Source organism: Amycolatopsis magusensis (assembly GCF_017875555.1).
Lineage (GTDB): Bacteria > Actinomycetota > Actinomycetes > Mycobacteriales > Pseudonocardiaceae > Amycolatopsis > Amycolatopsis magusensis.
In genome coordinates, this window is record NZ_JAGGMS010000001.1 from 6452469 (window position 1) to 6465401 (window position 12933).

Annotated in this window: 11 protein-coding genes; 6 read left to right on the top strand and 5 right to left on the bottom strand. The window is 69.6% G+C overall.

The annotated features are described in order from the left end of the window. Window positions 1-9 precede the first annotated feature (9 nt). The 5 genes from JOM49_RS28590 to JOM49_RS28610 are packed head-to-tail and all read right to left on the bottom strand — an operon-like array spanning window position 10 to window position 5519. Window positions 10-1479, bottom strand: coding sequence for a beta-galactosidase (locus JOM49_RS28590; RefSeq protein WP_209667292.1), 1470 nt, complete (start codon window positions 1477-1479; stop codon window positions 10-12). Further along, on the bottom strand, window positions 1479-2762 hold the full coding sequence (locus tag JOM49_RS28595; RefSeq protein WP_209667293.1) for an activator-dependent family glycosyltransferase: 1284 nt from the start codon (window positions 2760-2762) through the stop codon (window positions 1479-1481). Before JOM49_RS28595 ends, JOM49_RS28590 begins: the two co-directional genes overlap by 1 nt. A 4-nt stretch (window positions 2763-2766) precedes the next feature. Beyond that, window positions 2767-4095, bottom strand: coding sequence for an activator-dependent family glycosyltransferase (locus tag JOM49_RS28600; protein WP_209667294.1), 1329 nt, complete (start codon window positions 4093-4095; stop codon window positions 2767-2769). A gap of 60 nt (window positions 4096-4155) precedes the next feature. Then, complete coding sequence (locus JOM49_RS28605; protein ID WP_209667295.1) at window positions 4156-5172, bottom strand: NAD-dependent epimerase/dehydratase; 1017 nt, start codon at window positions 5170-5172, stop codon at window positions 4156-4158. 50 nt (window positions 5173-5222) lie between these two features. Then, a complete protein-coding gene (locus JOM49_RS28610; RefSeq protein WP_209667296.1) occupies window positions 5223-5519 on the bottom strand; it encodes a hypothetical protein in 297 nt (98 codons plus the stop codon). Between the two features lie 342 nt (window positions 5520-5861). Here JOM49_RS28610 and JOM49_RS28615 point away from each other — a divergent pair, with 342 nt between their 5' ends. The 6 genes from JOM49_RS28615 to JOM49_RS28640 all read left to right on the top strand — a co-directional run bounded on the left by JOM49_RS28615 (window position 5862) and on the right by JOM49_RS28640 (window position 12904). After that, window positions 5862-7088, top strand: a complete 1227-nt coding sequence (locus JOM49_RS28615; RefSeq protein ID WP_209667297.1) for a class I SAM-dependent methyltransferase — start codon at window positions 5862-5864, stop codon at window positions 7086-7088. A 42-nt stretch (window positions 7089-7130) separates the two neighbouring features. After that, on the top strand, window positions 7131-8240 hold the full coding sequence (locus tag JOM49_RS28620) for a DegT/DnrJ/EryC1/StrS family aminotransferase (RefSeq protein ID WP_209667298.1): 1110 nt from the start codon (window positions 7131-7133) through the stop codon (window positions 8238-8240). Window positions 8241-8301: 61 nt separating this feature from the next. Next, on the top strand, window positions 8302-9642 hold the full coding sequence (locus tag JOM49_RS28625; RefSeq protein WP_282772555.1) for an NDP-hexose 2,3-dehydratase family protein: 1341 nt from the start codon (window positions 8302-8304) through the stop codon (window positions 9640-9642). A 22-nt stretch (window positions 9643-9664) separates the two neighbouring features. Further along, window positions 9665-10288, top strand: a complete 624-nt coding sequence (locus JOM49_RS28630; protein ID WP_209667299.1) for a dTDP-4-dehydrorhamnose 3,5-epimerase family protein — start codon at window positions 9665-9667, stop codon at window positions 10286-10288. Window positions 10289-10385: 97 nt separating this feature from the next. Further along, window positions 10386-11156: an ABC transporter permease gene (locus tag JOM49_RS28635; RefSeq protein ID WP_209667300.1), complete on the top strand. Its 771-nt coding sequence runs from the start codon at window positions 10386-10388 to the stop codon at window positions 11154-11156. A 95-nt stretch (window positions 11157-11251) separates the two neighbouring features. After that, entirely contained in the window at window positions 11252-12904 is a 1653-nt protein-coding gene (locus tag JOM49_RS28640; protein ID WP_245369512.1) for a phospholipid carrier-dependent glycosyltransferase, read from the top strand. Window positions 12905-12933: the final 29 nt, after the last annotated feature.

Sequence of the window (12933 nt, forward strand, 5' to 3'; positions counted from 1 at the left end):
CGCCGGTGATCACTCGATGAAGACCGGGGTGAGCGTCAGGGGCAGGTGCACGCGACCGTCACGCACCTCGATGGGCACGGGAGCACCCAGCGCGTCCATCGCTCGCGCGGTGGACGCGGCCCACTCGTGGTGGAACGGCGTCGGAGGCTCGTCCTCGCCGTCGAAGTCGCCGCGCCGTTCCCAGGCGACCAGCATCGGGCCACGGGCCACCCTGTCCACTTCGAACAGGTGGAGATCCGGCTGTCCGGGCACCTCGATCCGCGAAACCTTCCGCACCTCGCCGAGCCGTTCCGCCAGCCGTGCCATCGCTTCCCCCGCCGGGTACCGGCGGCCGAGGCGGTCGCCCTGGTAGTCCATCAGGTCGAACTTGCCGAACAGCAGTTCCATCACCTTGTACGGGTTGCGGCGGCCCGGCCGTTCCGGTGCCAGTTGCCAGCACACGGTCCGGCGCACCCCCGCCTCGAACGCGAGCAGGTTGCGCACGACCAGGTCCCGGCAGTTCCACCGGTGGCGCTTGTCCTCCAGGTCCGGCGGGCAGCCGACCATGAACATCTGCAGCAGCGGGGGCAACACCGCCATCCGCCGGTAGAGCGCGATCATGCCCGGCTCACCGGTCCTCTTCCACTCCTCATCCAGCTGCTCCCCCGCACCTCCGGCGCCGTTCTCCTCCTGGACACCCGACCACAGGCCGACGAGGCGCGGCCGGAGTCCGGGCTGCGCGAACGGGAAGGGGCCGTTGTACTCGCCGATCACCACCGGCTTGCGCAGGCCGTGCCGGGCCAGTGCCCGGTGGGCGGCCTCGACCACGGCCGGGATCCCGTACGGATCGCCATAGGGGTGGATGTCGAAGACGTCGAAGTGCGCACCGCCGTCGCGGATGATCCGGTCGAAGTACGCCACGGCCTCGGCGTCCGCTTCGTCACCGTCGAGCGCGTCCGGGGGCACACCGCCGATGACGACGAGCCCCCCGTCGTCGAGCTCGCGCACGACTTCACCGAAGATCCCGAGCTGGCGGACGTACTCCGCCGCGGAGCCGTTCCACAGGAAGTTGACGCACGGCTCGTTGTCGCACTGCCAGAACCGCACCCGGCCGCGGCAACGGGACACCAGCTCGCGCAGGAACCGGCGATACCGCTCCGGGTCCTCGGCCGCCGAGGCGGGCAGCGTCGGGTTCGGGTGCCGCGTGGCCCAGGTGGACGTGGAGTACACCGTGATCCACAGTTCGTCGGTGTCCTCGAGCTGGTCCAGCAGCGCGTCGACGGCGGTCCAGTCGAACTCGCCCGGCTCCGGCTCGAGCTGGGCCCAGTACAGGTACACCCGAACGGTGCGCACCCCCAGTGCCCGCACCTCCGGCAGGAAGACCTCGGGTTCGGTGTGCACGCCGTAGGTCAGTCCACGGGACACCCCGAGCCGGAAGCCCGGCAGCGCGTCACCGGGTTCCGGCGGGTCGCCGATCATGGTCGTCGCCTCCTCGGTCACTACCCGCCTGCCGCGGCGGTGCGGTGCTCGGCGACCAGGTCCACCAGTTCCTCGGCGAACTCGTTGGGGGAAGGCATGCCGAGCATCTCGTCACGAAGCCGGGCGGCACCCTCGCCGAACTCCGGCTCCGCCAGCAGGCGGACGAGGTGGTCACGGACCAGCTCGCCGGTGGCATCGCACGAAGGGATGGTCAGGCCGGCGCCCAGGCCGGTGAGCGCACCGGCCAGGCGGGGCTCGTCGAAGTGGACCGGGAGGGTCAACTGCGGCACCGAGTGCAGCGCGGTGGTGCACAGCGTGCCGAAGCCCGCGTGGTTGATCACCGCCGAGCAGGTCGGGAGCAGTGCCGGCAGGGGGACGAAGGGAACCGCCCTGACGTTGCCGGGCAAGGCCCCCAGCCTGTCCCGCACCCGGTCGGCGATGGTGGCGACGACCTCGATGTCCAGTTCGGCCAGCGAACCGAGGATCTCCGCGAGGTCCACGGTGTAGCCGTCGAAGCGCTCGACCGCGCTGAGCCCGAGGGTCAGCAGGACGCGGGGACGGTCCGGCGGTTCCCGGAGCCAGTCCGGAACGGCGGCGGGGCCACCGTAGGGAACGTAGCGCAGGTCGACGTACCGCACGCCCGGCGTTTCCAGGCGCAGCGAAGGCGGGATCTGCTCGACGGTGAACTGGCCGGTGATCATGTCCTCCGAGAACCCGGAGCCGAACCGCTCGGCCTGCCCGCCGAGCCAGTTCGCCAGTGGATCGGCCCGTTTCGCGGGCGGCTGCCGGTTCATCACGTCGAGGAAGTGGTGCCTGGCCATGCCGAACACGTCCAGGCCCCAGCTGATCCTGGCGTGCGCGGCCCCGGTGGCCTTGGCCGCGATCGGACCGGCGAAGGTGGTGGGTTCCCACAGCACCAGATCCGGTCGCCACTGCCGGGCGAACGCCACCAGCGGCGTGATCATCGGCACGTTCTCCATCTTGTGCCACCAGGTGACCGCGAACTCGTAGCCCTTGTTCAGGTACGTCCAGGTGCGCTTCTTGGGCACGTCCACCACGTCGTACGGCCTGGGGAAGCCGGCGCGTGCCGCGGCGAGCTTCTCCGGCTGGATGCCGAGCACGCGGTAGAGGCCGTGGTCCCGGCCGACCGGGACAGCCGTCAGCCCGGCCGTGGTGATGACGTCGGTCAGTTCGGGCTGGCTGGCGACACGCACCTCGTGCCCGGCGTTGCGCAGCGCCCACGCCAGCGGCACCATGCCGAGGAACATGATCTTCTCCGGATAGGTCACGAAGAGCACGCGCACGGTGCTACCCACCCTTCCCGGAGGCCGCGGTCCGGACGTGCTCTCGACCGCGGTACTTCTCGGTGAGTTCCACCAGCTCGCCGACGATGTGGTTGGGCGCGGGCATGGCCATCACCTCCGCGCGCAATAGCCCCGCACTGTCCCCGAAGGACGCCTCGCCGAGCAGCCGGACGACCGCGTCGCGAACCGCCGCGCCGGTCGCATCGCCCGGCTCGATCCGCAGGCCCGCCCCCAGCTCGGCGATCCGCCGGGCGGTGTACCACCCGTCGGCCTGGTCCGGCAGGACCAGCTGCGGCACCCCGGAGAGGGTGGCGGTGGCCATCGTGCCGGCCCCCGCGTGGTGGACGATCGCCGAGCAGGTCGGGGCCAGCACGTGCAGCGGCGCGTAGGCGACGACCCTCGCGTTGCCCGGCACGTGACGCACCTTGTGCTGTTCCTTCTCCGCGACCGTGGCGACGACCTCGATGTCGAGGTCCGCCAGCGAGTCGAGGATGCCCTGGACGTCGACCAGGTAGCCGCCGAAACTCTCCGACGAGGTGAGGCCGAGGGTGATGGCGACCCTCGGCTTCGACGGGGGTGCCCACAGCCAGGGCGGGACGACGGCGGGGCCGCCGTAGGGCGTGTACCGGACGGGCACGGTGTGCAGGCCGGTGTCCACCCGCTGGCTGGCCGGGAGTTGCTCGACGCTGAACTGACCGGTGGTCATGTCCTCCGAGAACCCGGCACCGAACTTCCCGGTTTCCCGCTCGAGCCAGGTCGCCAGCGGGTCGCCGTGGTCCCCGCCGGGCCGCGCCGCCCGTTCACGCAGGAACCGGGTCCGCCACCGGCCGTAGAAGTCCAGTCCCCACAGGAACCGGGCGTGCGCCGCACCGGACACCTTGGCCGCGATCGAGCCGGCGAAGCTCGCCTGCTCCCAGAACACCACGTCCGGTCGCCAGTACCGGGCGAACTCGACCAGTTCCCCGATCATCGAGGAGTTGGTGTTCCTGGCCGCGGTGGCGATGTCGGGGCCGGCCCCGGCCAGGTAGTCCCAAGTGACCTCGTCCGGGTCGTCGGCCATGTCGAACGGCGGGAACACGCCGCGCCGGATCCGCTCGTGGACCTCCGGGTTCAACTCGGCGAACCGCTCGGTGAGGAACCTGCTCGCCGAGGACCACAGCTTGTGGTCCTCGCCGACCGGTACCGCGGTGAGCCCCGCCCCGGTGATCACGCCGGTGAGCTTGGGCTGGCTGGCGACGCGGACGTCGTGCCCCGCGGTCCGCAGGGCCCACGCCAGCGGCACCATGCCCAGGAAGTGTGTTTTCTCCGCGTAGCAGACGAACAGGACGCGCATGGTTTCCTCTCCACGGACCTGGGCAGGACAGGCGGATTCCCCTCCGCCGGGCGGCGCCGGTCAGCCACCGGCCGCGATCCGCTCGTCCGGATCGCGCGCGAGCGCGGCCGCCAGGTTCTCCAGCGCGGACCGCAACGGGGTACGAGCCCGCCAGCCGGTGACCGCCCGGAACGGTGCCGGGTCACCGAAGAAATCCACCACGTCGGTCGCGACCGCCCCTTCCGGAGCGGCCACCGAAGCGATCTCCACCGGCGGCTTCCCGGTGTGCTCGGCCGCGACCTCCGCGATCAGGGCGAACAGTTCGGCGATCCCGGTCCCGGCCCCGGTCCCGATGAGCCAGTGCCGTCCGGCGAGCGAGTTCCCGTGGTCGAGCGCGTCCGCGAAGGCACGTGCCGCGTCATCGACGCAGAGGAGATCCCGCTTGGCGGCACCACCGAACCACAGGGTCAGCGGTTCCCCCGCCAGCGCGCGCCGCATCATGGACGCGACCACCCCGCGGTCGAGCGCCACCCGGCCCGCGCCTTGACTGTACAAAGTAGACAACCGGAGTGTGGCCCCGAGCAGGACGCCTTCGGCGGTGGCCGATTCGAGCGCGAGTTCGGCGGCGACCTTCTGCCGGTCGTACGCGGTCTGGGGAACGTCGCGCTCGGTGCCGTCCAGGCAGCCGGAACCGCCGGTGCCGACCTGGGAGGTCGATCCGGCGAAGAGCACCACCGGCGGACGAGCCGGGCGCCGCCGCCGGAGCACCTCGATCAGGTCGAGCACGAGCCCCACGTTGACCCGTTCGGCCACGCCGCCCTGATCGGCGGCCCGCCAGGTCCGCGCGCCGGGGAGGTGGGCGACCAGGTGGATGACGGCGTCGGCGCCGGCGACCGCGGCGGCCAGTGCCCCGGGAGCGGTGAGGTCCGCGAGGTGGATTTCGTGCTCCGCCGGGCAATCGCCCGGTACGGACGCGGGCCGCCTCGACACCGCCCGCAACCGCACCGGGCGCGCGGCCAATTCCCTGAGCACGGCGGTCCCGAGCAGTCCGGAAGCGCCGAGCACGACGACAAGGGGTCTTCGGGCGGCGTTCGTCATCTGCACTCCTGCTCCACTGGTTCCGGTCCCGCGCGCACCGCCTCCGCGAGTCAGGCGTGCGCCTCTTCGTCCTCAGCGGGACCCTGTTCCGCCGCGATGGCCACGATCACCTCGGCGAACTCCTCGAAATCACCACTGCGATAGCCTTCGCCGGCTCGATACGGCTGCAGCCCCTCGAACAGCCTGACGTCGTAGTTGTTCTCCAGTTCCAGCACGATCTGGACCAGGTTGAAGGAATCCAGGTCCCGCACCGAGGTGGGCACGTCCTCGTCGTCGGCCTGCTCCGCGTAGATCATCTTGGCCGTTTCGACCAGGGTCCTGGTCACCTCGTCCTTCCGCAATATCACAGCGATCCCTTCTTCTGCCGGTGTCCGGAAACGGACCGATTCACGTCTCGCCGGCGGGACACGTGGTCCGCCGGCCCAGGAGTACGCTCACCCATCCCGGCCCACTCGATGTTCACGGTCGAGCCAGCATTGCGCGGAAGCACCCGGAAATCAATTCCGGGCGACTGCCGTGCAGCCGAAATTATCGGACGTTGAATTCCCGGCGGACTTCGGCGAGGATTGCCGGAATCCACCGCGAGCGCGATTCCGGCCGTGAGCCACCCGGCGCGCTCCGCCGATATCCACGGAACTCCCGAACGCCGTCACCGTCAGCGGTCCGGGCAAAGGGGCAAGGAGACTGAAATGCGGGCCACCTCCCAGTGCCGCGTCTGCGCGGGCACCGTCCACGAGTTCTTCGATTTCGGCCGCCAGCCGCTGTCCGACGCCTTCGTCGACCGCGCCGGAGCGGCGGAGGAGTTCTCCTTCCGGCTCGCGACCGGCATCTGCGCCTCGTGCTCGATGGTTCAGCTCATGGAGGAGGTGCCGCGCGAGGAGATGTTCCACGAGGACTACCCGTACCTGTCGTCGGGATCGGCGTTCATGCGGGAGCACTTCGGCAGGCTGGCCGAGCGGTTCCGCACGAGCGAGCTCGCCGGACCGGACCCGTTCATCGTGGAACTCGGCTGCAACGACGGCATCATGCTGAAGCACCTCGCCGACGCCGGCATCCGGCACCTCGGTGTCGAGCCGTCCGGCCGGGTGGCCAGGCTGGCCGCGCTGAAGGGCATCAACGTGCGCAACGACTTCTTCGAGGAGTCGACCGCGAAAAGCATCCTCGCCGCCGAGGGCAGGGCCGACGTGATCTACGCCGCGAACACGCTCTGCCACATCCCCTACATCGCTTCCATCCTGCGCGGCGTGACCACGCTGCTCGCCCCGGACGGTGTGTTCGTGTTCGAAGACCCCTATTTCGCCGACATCGTCGAACGCACCTCCTTCGACCAGGTCTACGACGAACACTTCTTCTTCTTCACCGCGCAGTCCGTGCAGGCGATGGCCGAGCACCACGGGCTCGAACTGGTCGACGTCGAGCGGTTGCCGGTGCACGGTGGGGAAGTCCGCTACACCCTCGCCCTCCCCGGATCCCGCAGCCCGGCCCCCGCGGTGGCCGGGCTGCGGGCCGAGGAGCGGACGTGGCGGCTCTCGGAGTTCGAGACGCTCCAGCGATTCGGGGCCAGGGTGCGGGAGAACTGCGAAGAACTGGTCCTCCTGCTCACCCGGCTGCGAGACCAGGGCAAGCGCGTGGTCGGCTACGGCGCCACGGCGAAGAGCGCGACCGTGCTGAACTACTGCGGGATCGGCCCGGACCTGCTGGCGTTCGTGTGCGACACCAGTCCCACCAAGCAGGGCAAGCTGACCCCCGGCTCACACATACCGGTACGACCGCCCGGCGAATTCACCGAGTCCTACCCCGACTACGCCCTGCTGCTGGCGTGGAACCACGCCGAGGAAATCATGGCGAAGGAACAGGGTTTCCGCGACGCCGGCGGCAAATGGATCCTTTATGTTCCCGAAGTGCACGTCGCCTGACCGGCGGCGCGCGAATTCCCGGAATCGGAGGGGCGCGCGACCATGACACAGTTCGTCTGGGGCTATGTCCGTGAGTACGAGAACGAACGCGACGACATACTCGACGCGGTCGATTCCGTGTTCCGTTCCGGCAGGCTCGTGCTCGGGCCCGCGGTGCAGGGGTTCGAGCGCGAATTCGCGGACTACCACGGGGTGGCGCACGCCGTGGGCGTGGACAACGGCACCAACGCGATCGTGCTCGGCCTGCGCGCGCTCGGTGTCGGAGCGGGCGACGAGGTGATCACCGTGTCGAACACCGCGGCACCCACGGTGCTCGCGATCGACGCCGTCGGGGCCACGCCGGTGTTCGTCGACGTCGTCGAAGAGACCTACCTGATGGATGTCGGCCAGGTCGAAGAGGCCATCACCGAACGCACGAAGTGCCTGTTGCCGGTGCACCTGTACGGGCAGTGCGCGGATCTGACCGCGCTGAGCGCAGTCGCCACGCGTCACGGGCTGCCGATCCTCGAAGACTGCGCACAGGCACACGGTGCCCGGCAGCACGGCCGGATCGCCGGCTCGGTGGGCAAGGCCGCCGCGTTCTCGTTCTACCCGACCAAAGTGCTCGGTGCCTATGGTGACGGCGGTGCGACGATCACGGACGATCCCGAGGTGGACGCCAAACTCCGGCGGCTGCGTTACTACGGGATGGAGGACGTCTACCACGTCGTCGAGACACCCGGTCACAACAGCAGGCTCGACGAGGTCCAGGCGGAGATCCTGCGGCGGAAGCTGAAGCGGCTGGACGGCTACCTCGAGCGGCGCCGGGAGATCGCGGCGAGGTACGCCGACGCACTGGCCGGCACCGACCTGGTGCTGCCCGCGACCGCCGAAGGCAACGACCACGTGTACTACGTGCACGTGGTGCGACACCCCCGGCGCGACGACGTGCTGGCGGCGTTGAAGGAACACGACGTCACCTTGAACATCAGCTATCCGTGGCCGGTGCACCTCCAGCGGGGTTTCGCCCACCTCGCCTACGGCCGGGGTTCCCTTCCGGTGACCGAGAAGCTGGCCGGCGAGATCTTCTCGCTGCCCATGTACGCCTCCTTCGCTCCCGAGGAGCAGGAGAAGTTCATCGACGTCCTGCGCGGGGTCCTGGCGAGGGTCTGACGAGCGGTGTGCGGTGCCCCGTCCTCGGCCGGGCGACCGCACCCCGGAAAGGAACCGAGACGTGACCGAGCAGACCATGTCCCCGCCGGGAGTGGCGCCGGCCCGCACCGGCGTGCTGACCACGTTCGCCGAGTTCGAGCACTGGTGGGCTCAGCGGCACCAGGCCGGGCGGTTCGAGGTGGACCGGATCCCCTTCGCGGAACTCGATGCCTGGCGCTTCGACCCGGCGACCGGCAACCTCGGGCACGAGAGCGGCCGGTTCTTCACGGTCGAGGGGCTCCGGGTGCTCACCGGCGGCGCCATCGGCCGCGCCCAGCCGATCATCCACCAGCCCGAGATCGGCATCCTGGGCATCCTCGTCCAGGAGATCGATGGCGTCCTGCACTGCCTCATGCAGGCGAAGATGGAGCCGGGGAACGTCAACGTGCTGCAGCTGTCGCCGACCGTGCAAGCCACCCGCAGCAACTACACCCAGGTCCACCGGGGCGCCAACACGAGGTACCTGGAGTTCTTCTCCGGCGCCCGCCGCGGCGAGGTGCTCGTCGACGTGCTGCAGTCGGAGCAGGGCGCCTGGTTCTGGCGCAAGCGCAACCGGAACCTCGTCGTGAAGGTCGACGGTGAGGTGGCGCTCGACGACGACTTCCGCTGGCTCCCGCTCCCCCTCGTCCACCGGCTCCTCGAGATCGACAACCTGGTCAACATGGATTCACGGACCGTGCTGTCGTGCATGCCGCCGGCCGGGAACGAGCACCCGGCTTCGCCGGCACCCGCGCTCCACAGCACGCCGGAGATCCTGAGCTGGTTCACCGACGCCAAGACGTGGTGCGACTGGCACGCCCGGCTGATCCCGCTCCGCGAGGTCGGCGGGTGGTCGACCACCGCCGACGAGATCGTGGACGACGAACACCGGGCGTTCCGGATCATCGGCGTCCGGGTGGCGGCGGGCAACCGGGAAGTCAGCCGCTGGACGCAACCGCTGCTGGAGCCGCGGGGCAAGGGACTGGCCGTCTTCGTCACCAAGCCGATCGACGGCACCCTGCACCTGCTGGTGCAGGCGCGACCGGAAACGGGCCTGCTCGACCTGGTGGAGATCGGACCGACCATCCAGTTGTCCCCCGGCGACGAGTTGTCCGCGATCGAGCACCCCTTACTCCGGGAAGTGGCTTCGGGCAGGCTCGGGAAGACCCGCTTCTCGACCGAACTGTCGGAGGAAGGCGGGCGCTTTCTCCGTGCCTTGGCCGATTACCGCATCGTGGAGGTCGACGCGGAGTTCTTCGTCGAAACCCCGCCGAACTACTGCTGGATGACCGCTTCACAACTCACGAAACTGCTGCGGCACGGTCATTACGTGAACATCGAGGCGCGCAGCTTGCTCGCCTGCCTTCGCAGCTTGGCGGGTTAGGCGACTGATCGGAGGGAACACCATGCAGGCGCGAGAACTGGCCGTCCGGGGCGCCATCGAATTCACGCCGAGGAAGTTCCCCGACGAACGGGGGTCCTTCGTCTCACCGCACCAGGGGCCGGAGTTCCTCCGCGCGGTGGGGGAACCGCTGTTCGACGTGGCGCAGGCGAGTTACACCACGTCAAGGCGCGGAGCCGTCCGCGGCATCCACTACACCAGGACGCCGCCGGGATGCGCGAAGTACGTGTACTGCCCCAGCGGCCGGGTACTCGACTTCGTGGTCGATGTCCGGGTGGGCTCCGAGACCTTCGGCCGCTGGGACTCCGTCGTCCTCGATCCGGACACCTGCCGGTCGGTCTACCTCCCCATCGGGGTGGGACACGCTTGCCTCTCACTGGCGGACGATTCCGTGTTGACCTACCTGTTGTCCCAGAGCTATTCCCCGGAGTACGAACTGAACATTTCCCTTCTCGACGCGCAACTCGGCTCACTGATCCCGGCCGGCATTTCCCCGATCATGTCCGAACGCGATCGGCGCGCGCCCACTCTCGCGGAGGCGATGAAGGCCGGGCTGTTACCGGCCTATGCCACCTGTCTCGCCATGCCCGTACTCCCGCGGGCGGAGGCGAATCCGCTCACGGGATGATGTGCCCACGCGGGTCGAGCGCGGAGAATGTGTACCTGGCCGACCTTTCACCGGCACCGGGGTCCGGCCATCACCGCACCCGATCCGGAGAAGGACGATGACACTGCTCGCGGTCGAACGGATCAAACTCTTCACCACTCGATCACCGTGGTGGTGCGCACTGGTCACCCTGGTGCTGACCATCGGGTTCAGCGCCCTCATCGTCGGTAATTCCGGCGACGGCGAACCTTCCGCCACCGTGGCCTCGACCCAGTTCGGCTACGGCTTCGGCACGGCCGTGATCATGGTGCTGGCCGCGTTGTCCGTGACCACCGAGTACCGCTTCGGCACGATGCGCACCACCTTCCAGGCCATCCCCCGCCGGGGCCGGGCCCTGTTGTCCAAAGCCGTCGTCGTCGCGCTGCTCGGCCTGGTCATCGGGGAGGTCAGCGCCTTCGGTTCCTGGGCCGTCGGGATCCTCCTCAAACCGGAGGCCGAACTGGCGCTGAACAGCGCCGCGGACTGGGTCAACGTGGCCGGGGTCGGCGTCGTCTACGCACTGGCCGCCGTCCTCGCCGTGGCCGTCGGCATCCTGCTCCGGCACAGCGCGGGCGCGATCGCGCTGCTCCTGATCTACGCGCTGGCGGTCGAGGGCCTCGTCCAACTGATCCCGGGCATCGGGAACGACATCCACCAGTGGATGCCGTTCAACGTCGCGGAGAAGTTCCTCAGCGGGGACGGCGCGTCGAACGCGGTCGACGGGATAGCGGCGGGAGCACCGCTGTCCGACAGTCCCCTGTCCCAGGCTTGGGCTCTGGCCTACTTCGCCGGTGTCGTCCTCGTCCTCCTCGCCGTCGCGATCGGTGTCGCGAAGAAGCGGGACGCCTGATCTTCCGACAGTGCCCACACGGGAGCTGAACCGGACCACCGGGCGAGCCGTAGACAGTGGCAGACTTCGTTCCCGCACGAGGAAGGGAATCCGGTTTGCCGCTGCCCTTGAGCCGGGTGCCGAGCACGGGAGAGGCCGTCCCGGAGGAACTCGCGCCGACGGCGGGTGCACGCCGGCGGTGGTGGTTCGCGCTCGTCGCGGTCGTGCTCCTCGCCCAGATGGCGGTCGCGATGATCACGACCGCCGTGGAGCAGACGCCGACCATCGACGAGCCGGTCTACGCGGGCACGGCCGTGGTCTACCTGGAACAGCACAGCCTGCGGTACAACCCGGAACACCCGCCGCTGGGCAAGCTGATCATCGCGTCCGGCCTGGCCTTCGCCGACGCGCGCCTCGATCCCGCCTTCGACGGCGACCAGACACAACTCGGCAGGCATGTGCTCTACGAAGCGGGCAACGATCCGGGACGACTGCTGCTCCTGGCGCGGCTGCCGGTGGTCGTGCTCACGCTGTTGTTCGGACTGGTCGTCCTCGCGTTCGCCCGTGAGCTGACCGGCCCCGTCGGCGGACTGGTCGCACTCGCCCTGTACACGTTCTCCCCTGACCTCATCGCACACGGATCGCTGGCCACGCTCGACGTACCGGCCGCCGGTTTCCTGCTGACGTCGGTGTGGCTGCTGTGGCGGGCCCGGCGCCGCCCCGCGTTGTGCCTGCCCCTCGCCGGACTGGCCCTCGGTGCGGCACTGGCCACGAAGATGAGCACGCTGGCCGCCGTTCCGGTGCTGCTACTGCTGGCCGCACTGTCCGTCTGGGACGTTCACCGCAAGCGCGACCTCCCGTTGGCCCGGCTTCTCGGGCTCGCCGCCGCCATGGTGGTGCTCGCGGTCGCCGTGGTGTGGGCCGCCTACCTCGCCGTGGATCCGCGACTGCACTGGGAAGCCCCGCCGCACCTGCCGGCCCGCGCGCTCGTCGACTGGCTGCCCCTGCCCGAGCCGTACCGGGACGGCATGCGCGTACAGTTCGGGTTCGAGGACCAGGTCTGGGGCGGCTTCCTGTTCGGCACGCACTACCTCGGTTCGCTCTGGTACTACCTGCCCGCCGCACTGCTGGTGAAGACACCGCTGGGCATGCTGGTGCTCTGGCTGGCCGGTGCCGTCGTGCTGGTGTCGGTCCCCCGGCTGCGCCCGGCGGCGCCCTACTTGCTCGTTCCCACGGCCGTCCTGCTGGCCGCGGCCATGACCGGTTCCCGCGACCTCGGCGTCCGGTACGCGATCTTCGCACCGATGTTCCTGGCCGTCGCGGCGGCCGGTGTGGTCGCCGTTCGTCGGCGGTGGGCCCACATCGCGACCGCGCTCCTGGTCGCCTTCGTCGCGTCCAGTTCACTGTGGACGTTCCCGTACTACCTGCCCTACGCCAACGAGGCCTTCGGCGGCCCGGCGAAAACCCACCTGCGCCTGCACGACTCGAACGTCGACTGGGGCCAGGACCTCGGCAGGCTCGCGGACCGCCTGAAGCAGCGCTACCCCGGCGAGCGGATCTGGCTCGTCTACAAGGGCAGCGGCCTGCCCGCCCACTACGGCATCGACGCCGCCGACCCGCTCACCACGCCCCCGGACGAGGTGCGCGGCCTGCTCGTCGTGTCCCATTCCGCCGCCGCCAAAGCGAATGACCAACTGGCCGCGCTGATCGACACCAGCACACCGATCGACGAAGTCGGCCACTCTATCGCGATCTACCGGCGACCATGACCCGTGGCGTCCGCGGGTGGTCTAGCATC

Coding starts and splice junctions, on each gene's coding strand:
- JOM49_RS28600 (WP_209667294.1), bottom strand. CDS start 4,095: ATGCGCGTCCTGTTCGTCTGCTACGCGGAGAAAACACACTTCCTGGGC.
- JOM49_RS28605 (WP_209667295.1), bottom strand. CDS start 5,172: ATGACGAACGCCGCCCGAAGACCCCTTGTCGTCGTGCTCGGCGCTTCC.
- JOM49_RS28615 (WP_209667297.1), top strand. CDS start 5,862: ATGCGGGCCACCTCCCAGTGCCGCGTCTGCGCGGGCACCGTCCACGAG.
- JOM49_RS28620 (WP_209667298.1), top strand. CDS start 7,131: ATGACACAGTTCGTCTGGGGCTATGTCCGTGAGTACGAGAACGAACGC.
- JOM49_RS28630 (WP_209667299.1), top strand. CDS start 9,665: ATGCAGGCGCGAGAACTGGCCGTCCGGGGCGCCATCGAATTCACGCCG.
- JOM49_RS28635 (WP_209667300.1), top strand. CDS start 10,386: ATGACACTGCTCGCGGTCGAACGGATCAAACTCTTCACCACTCGATCA.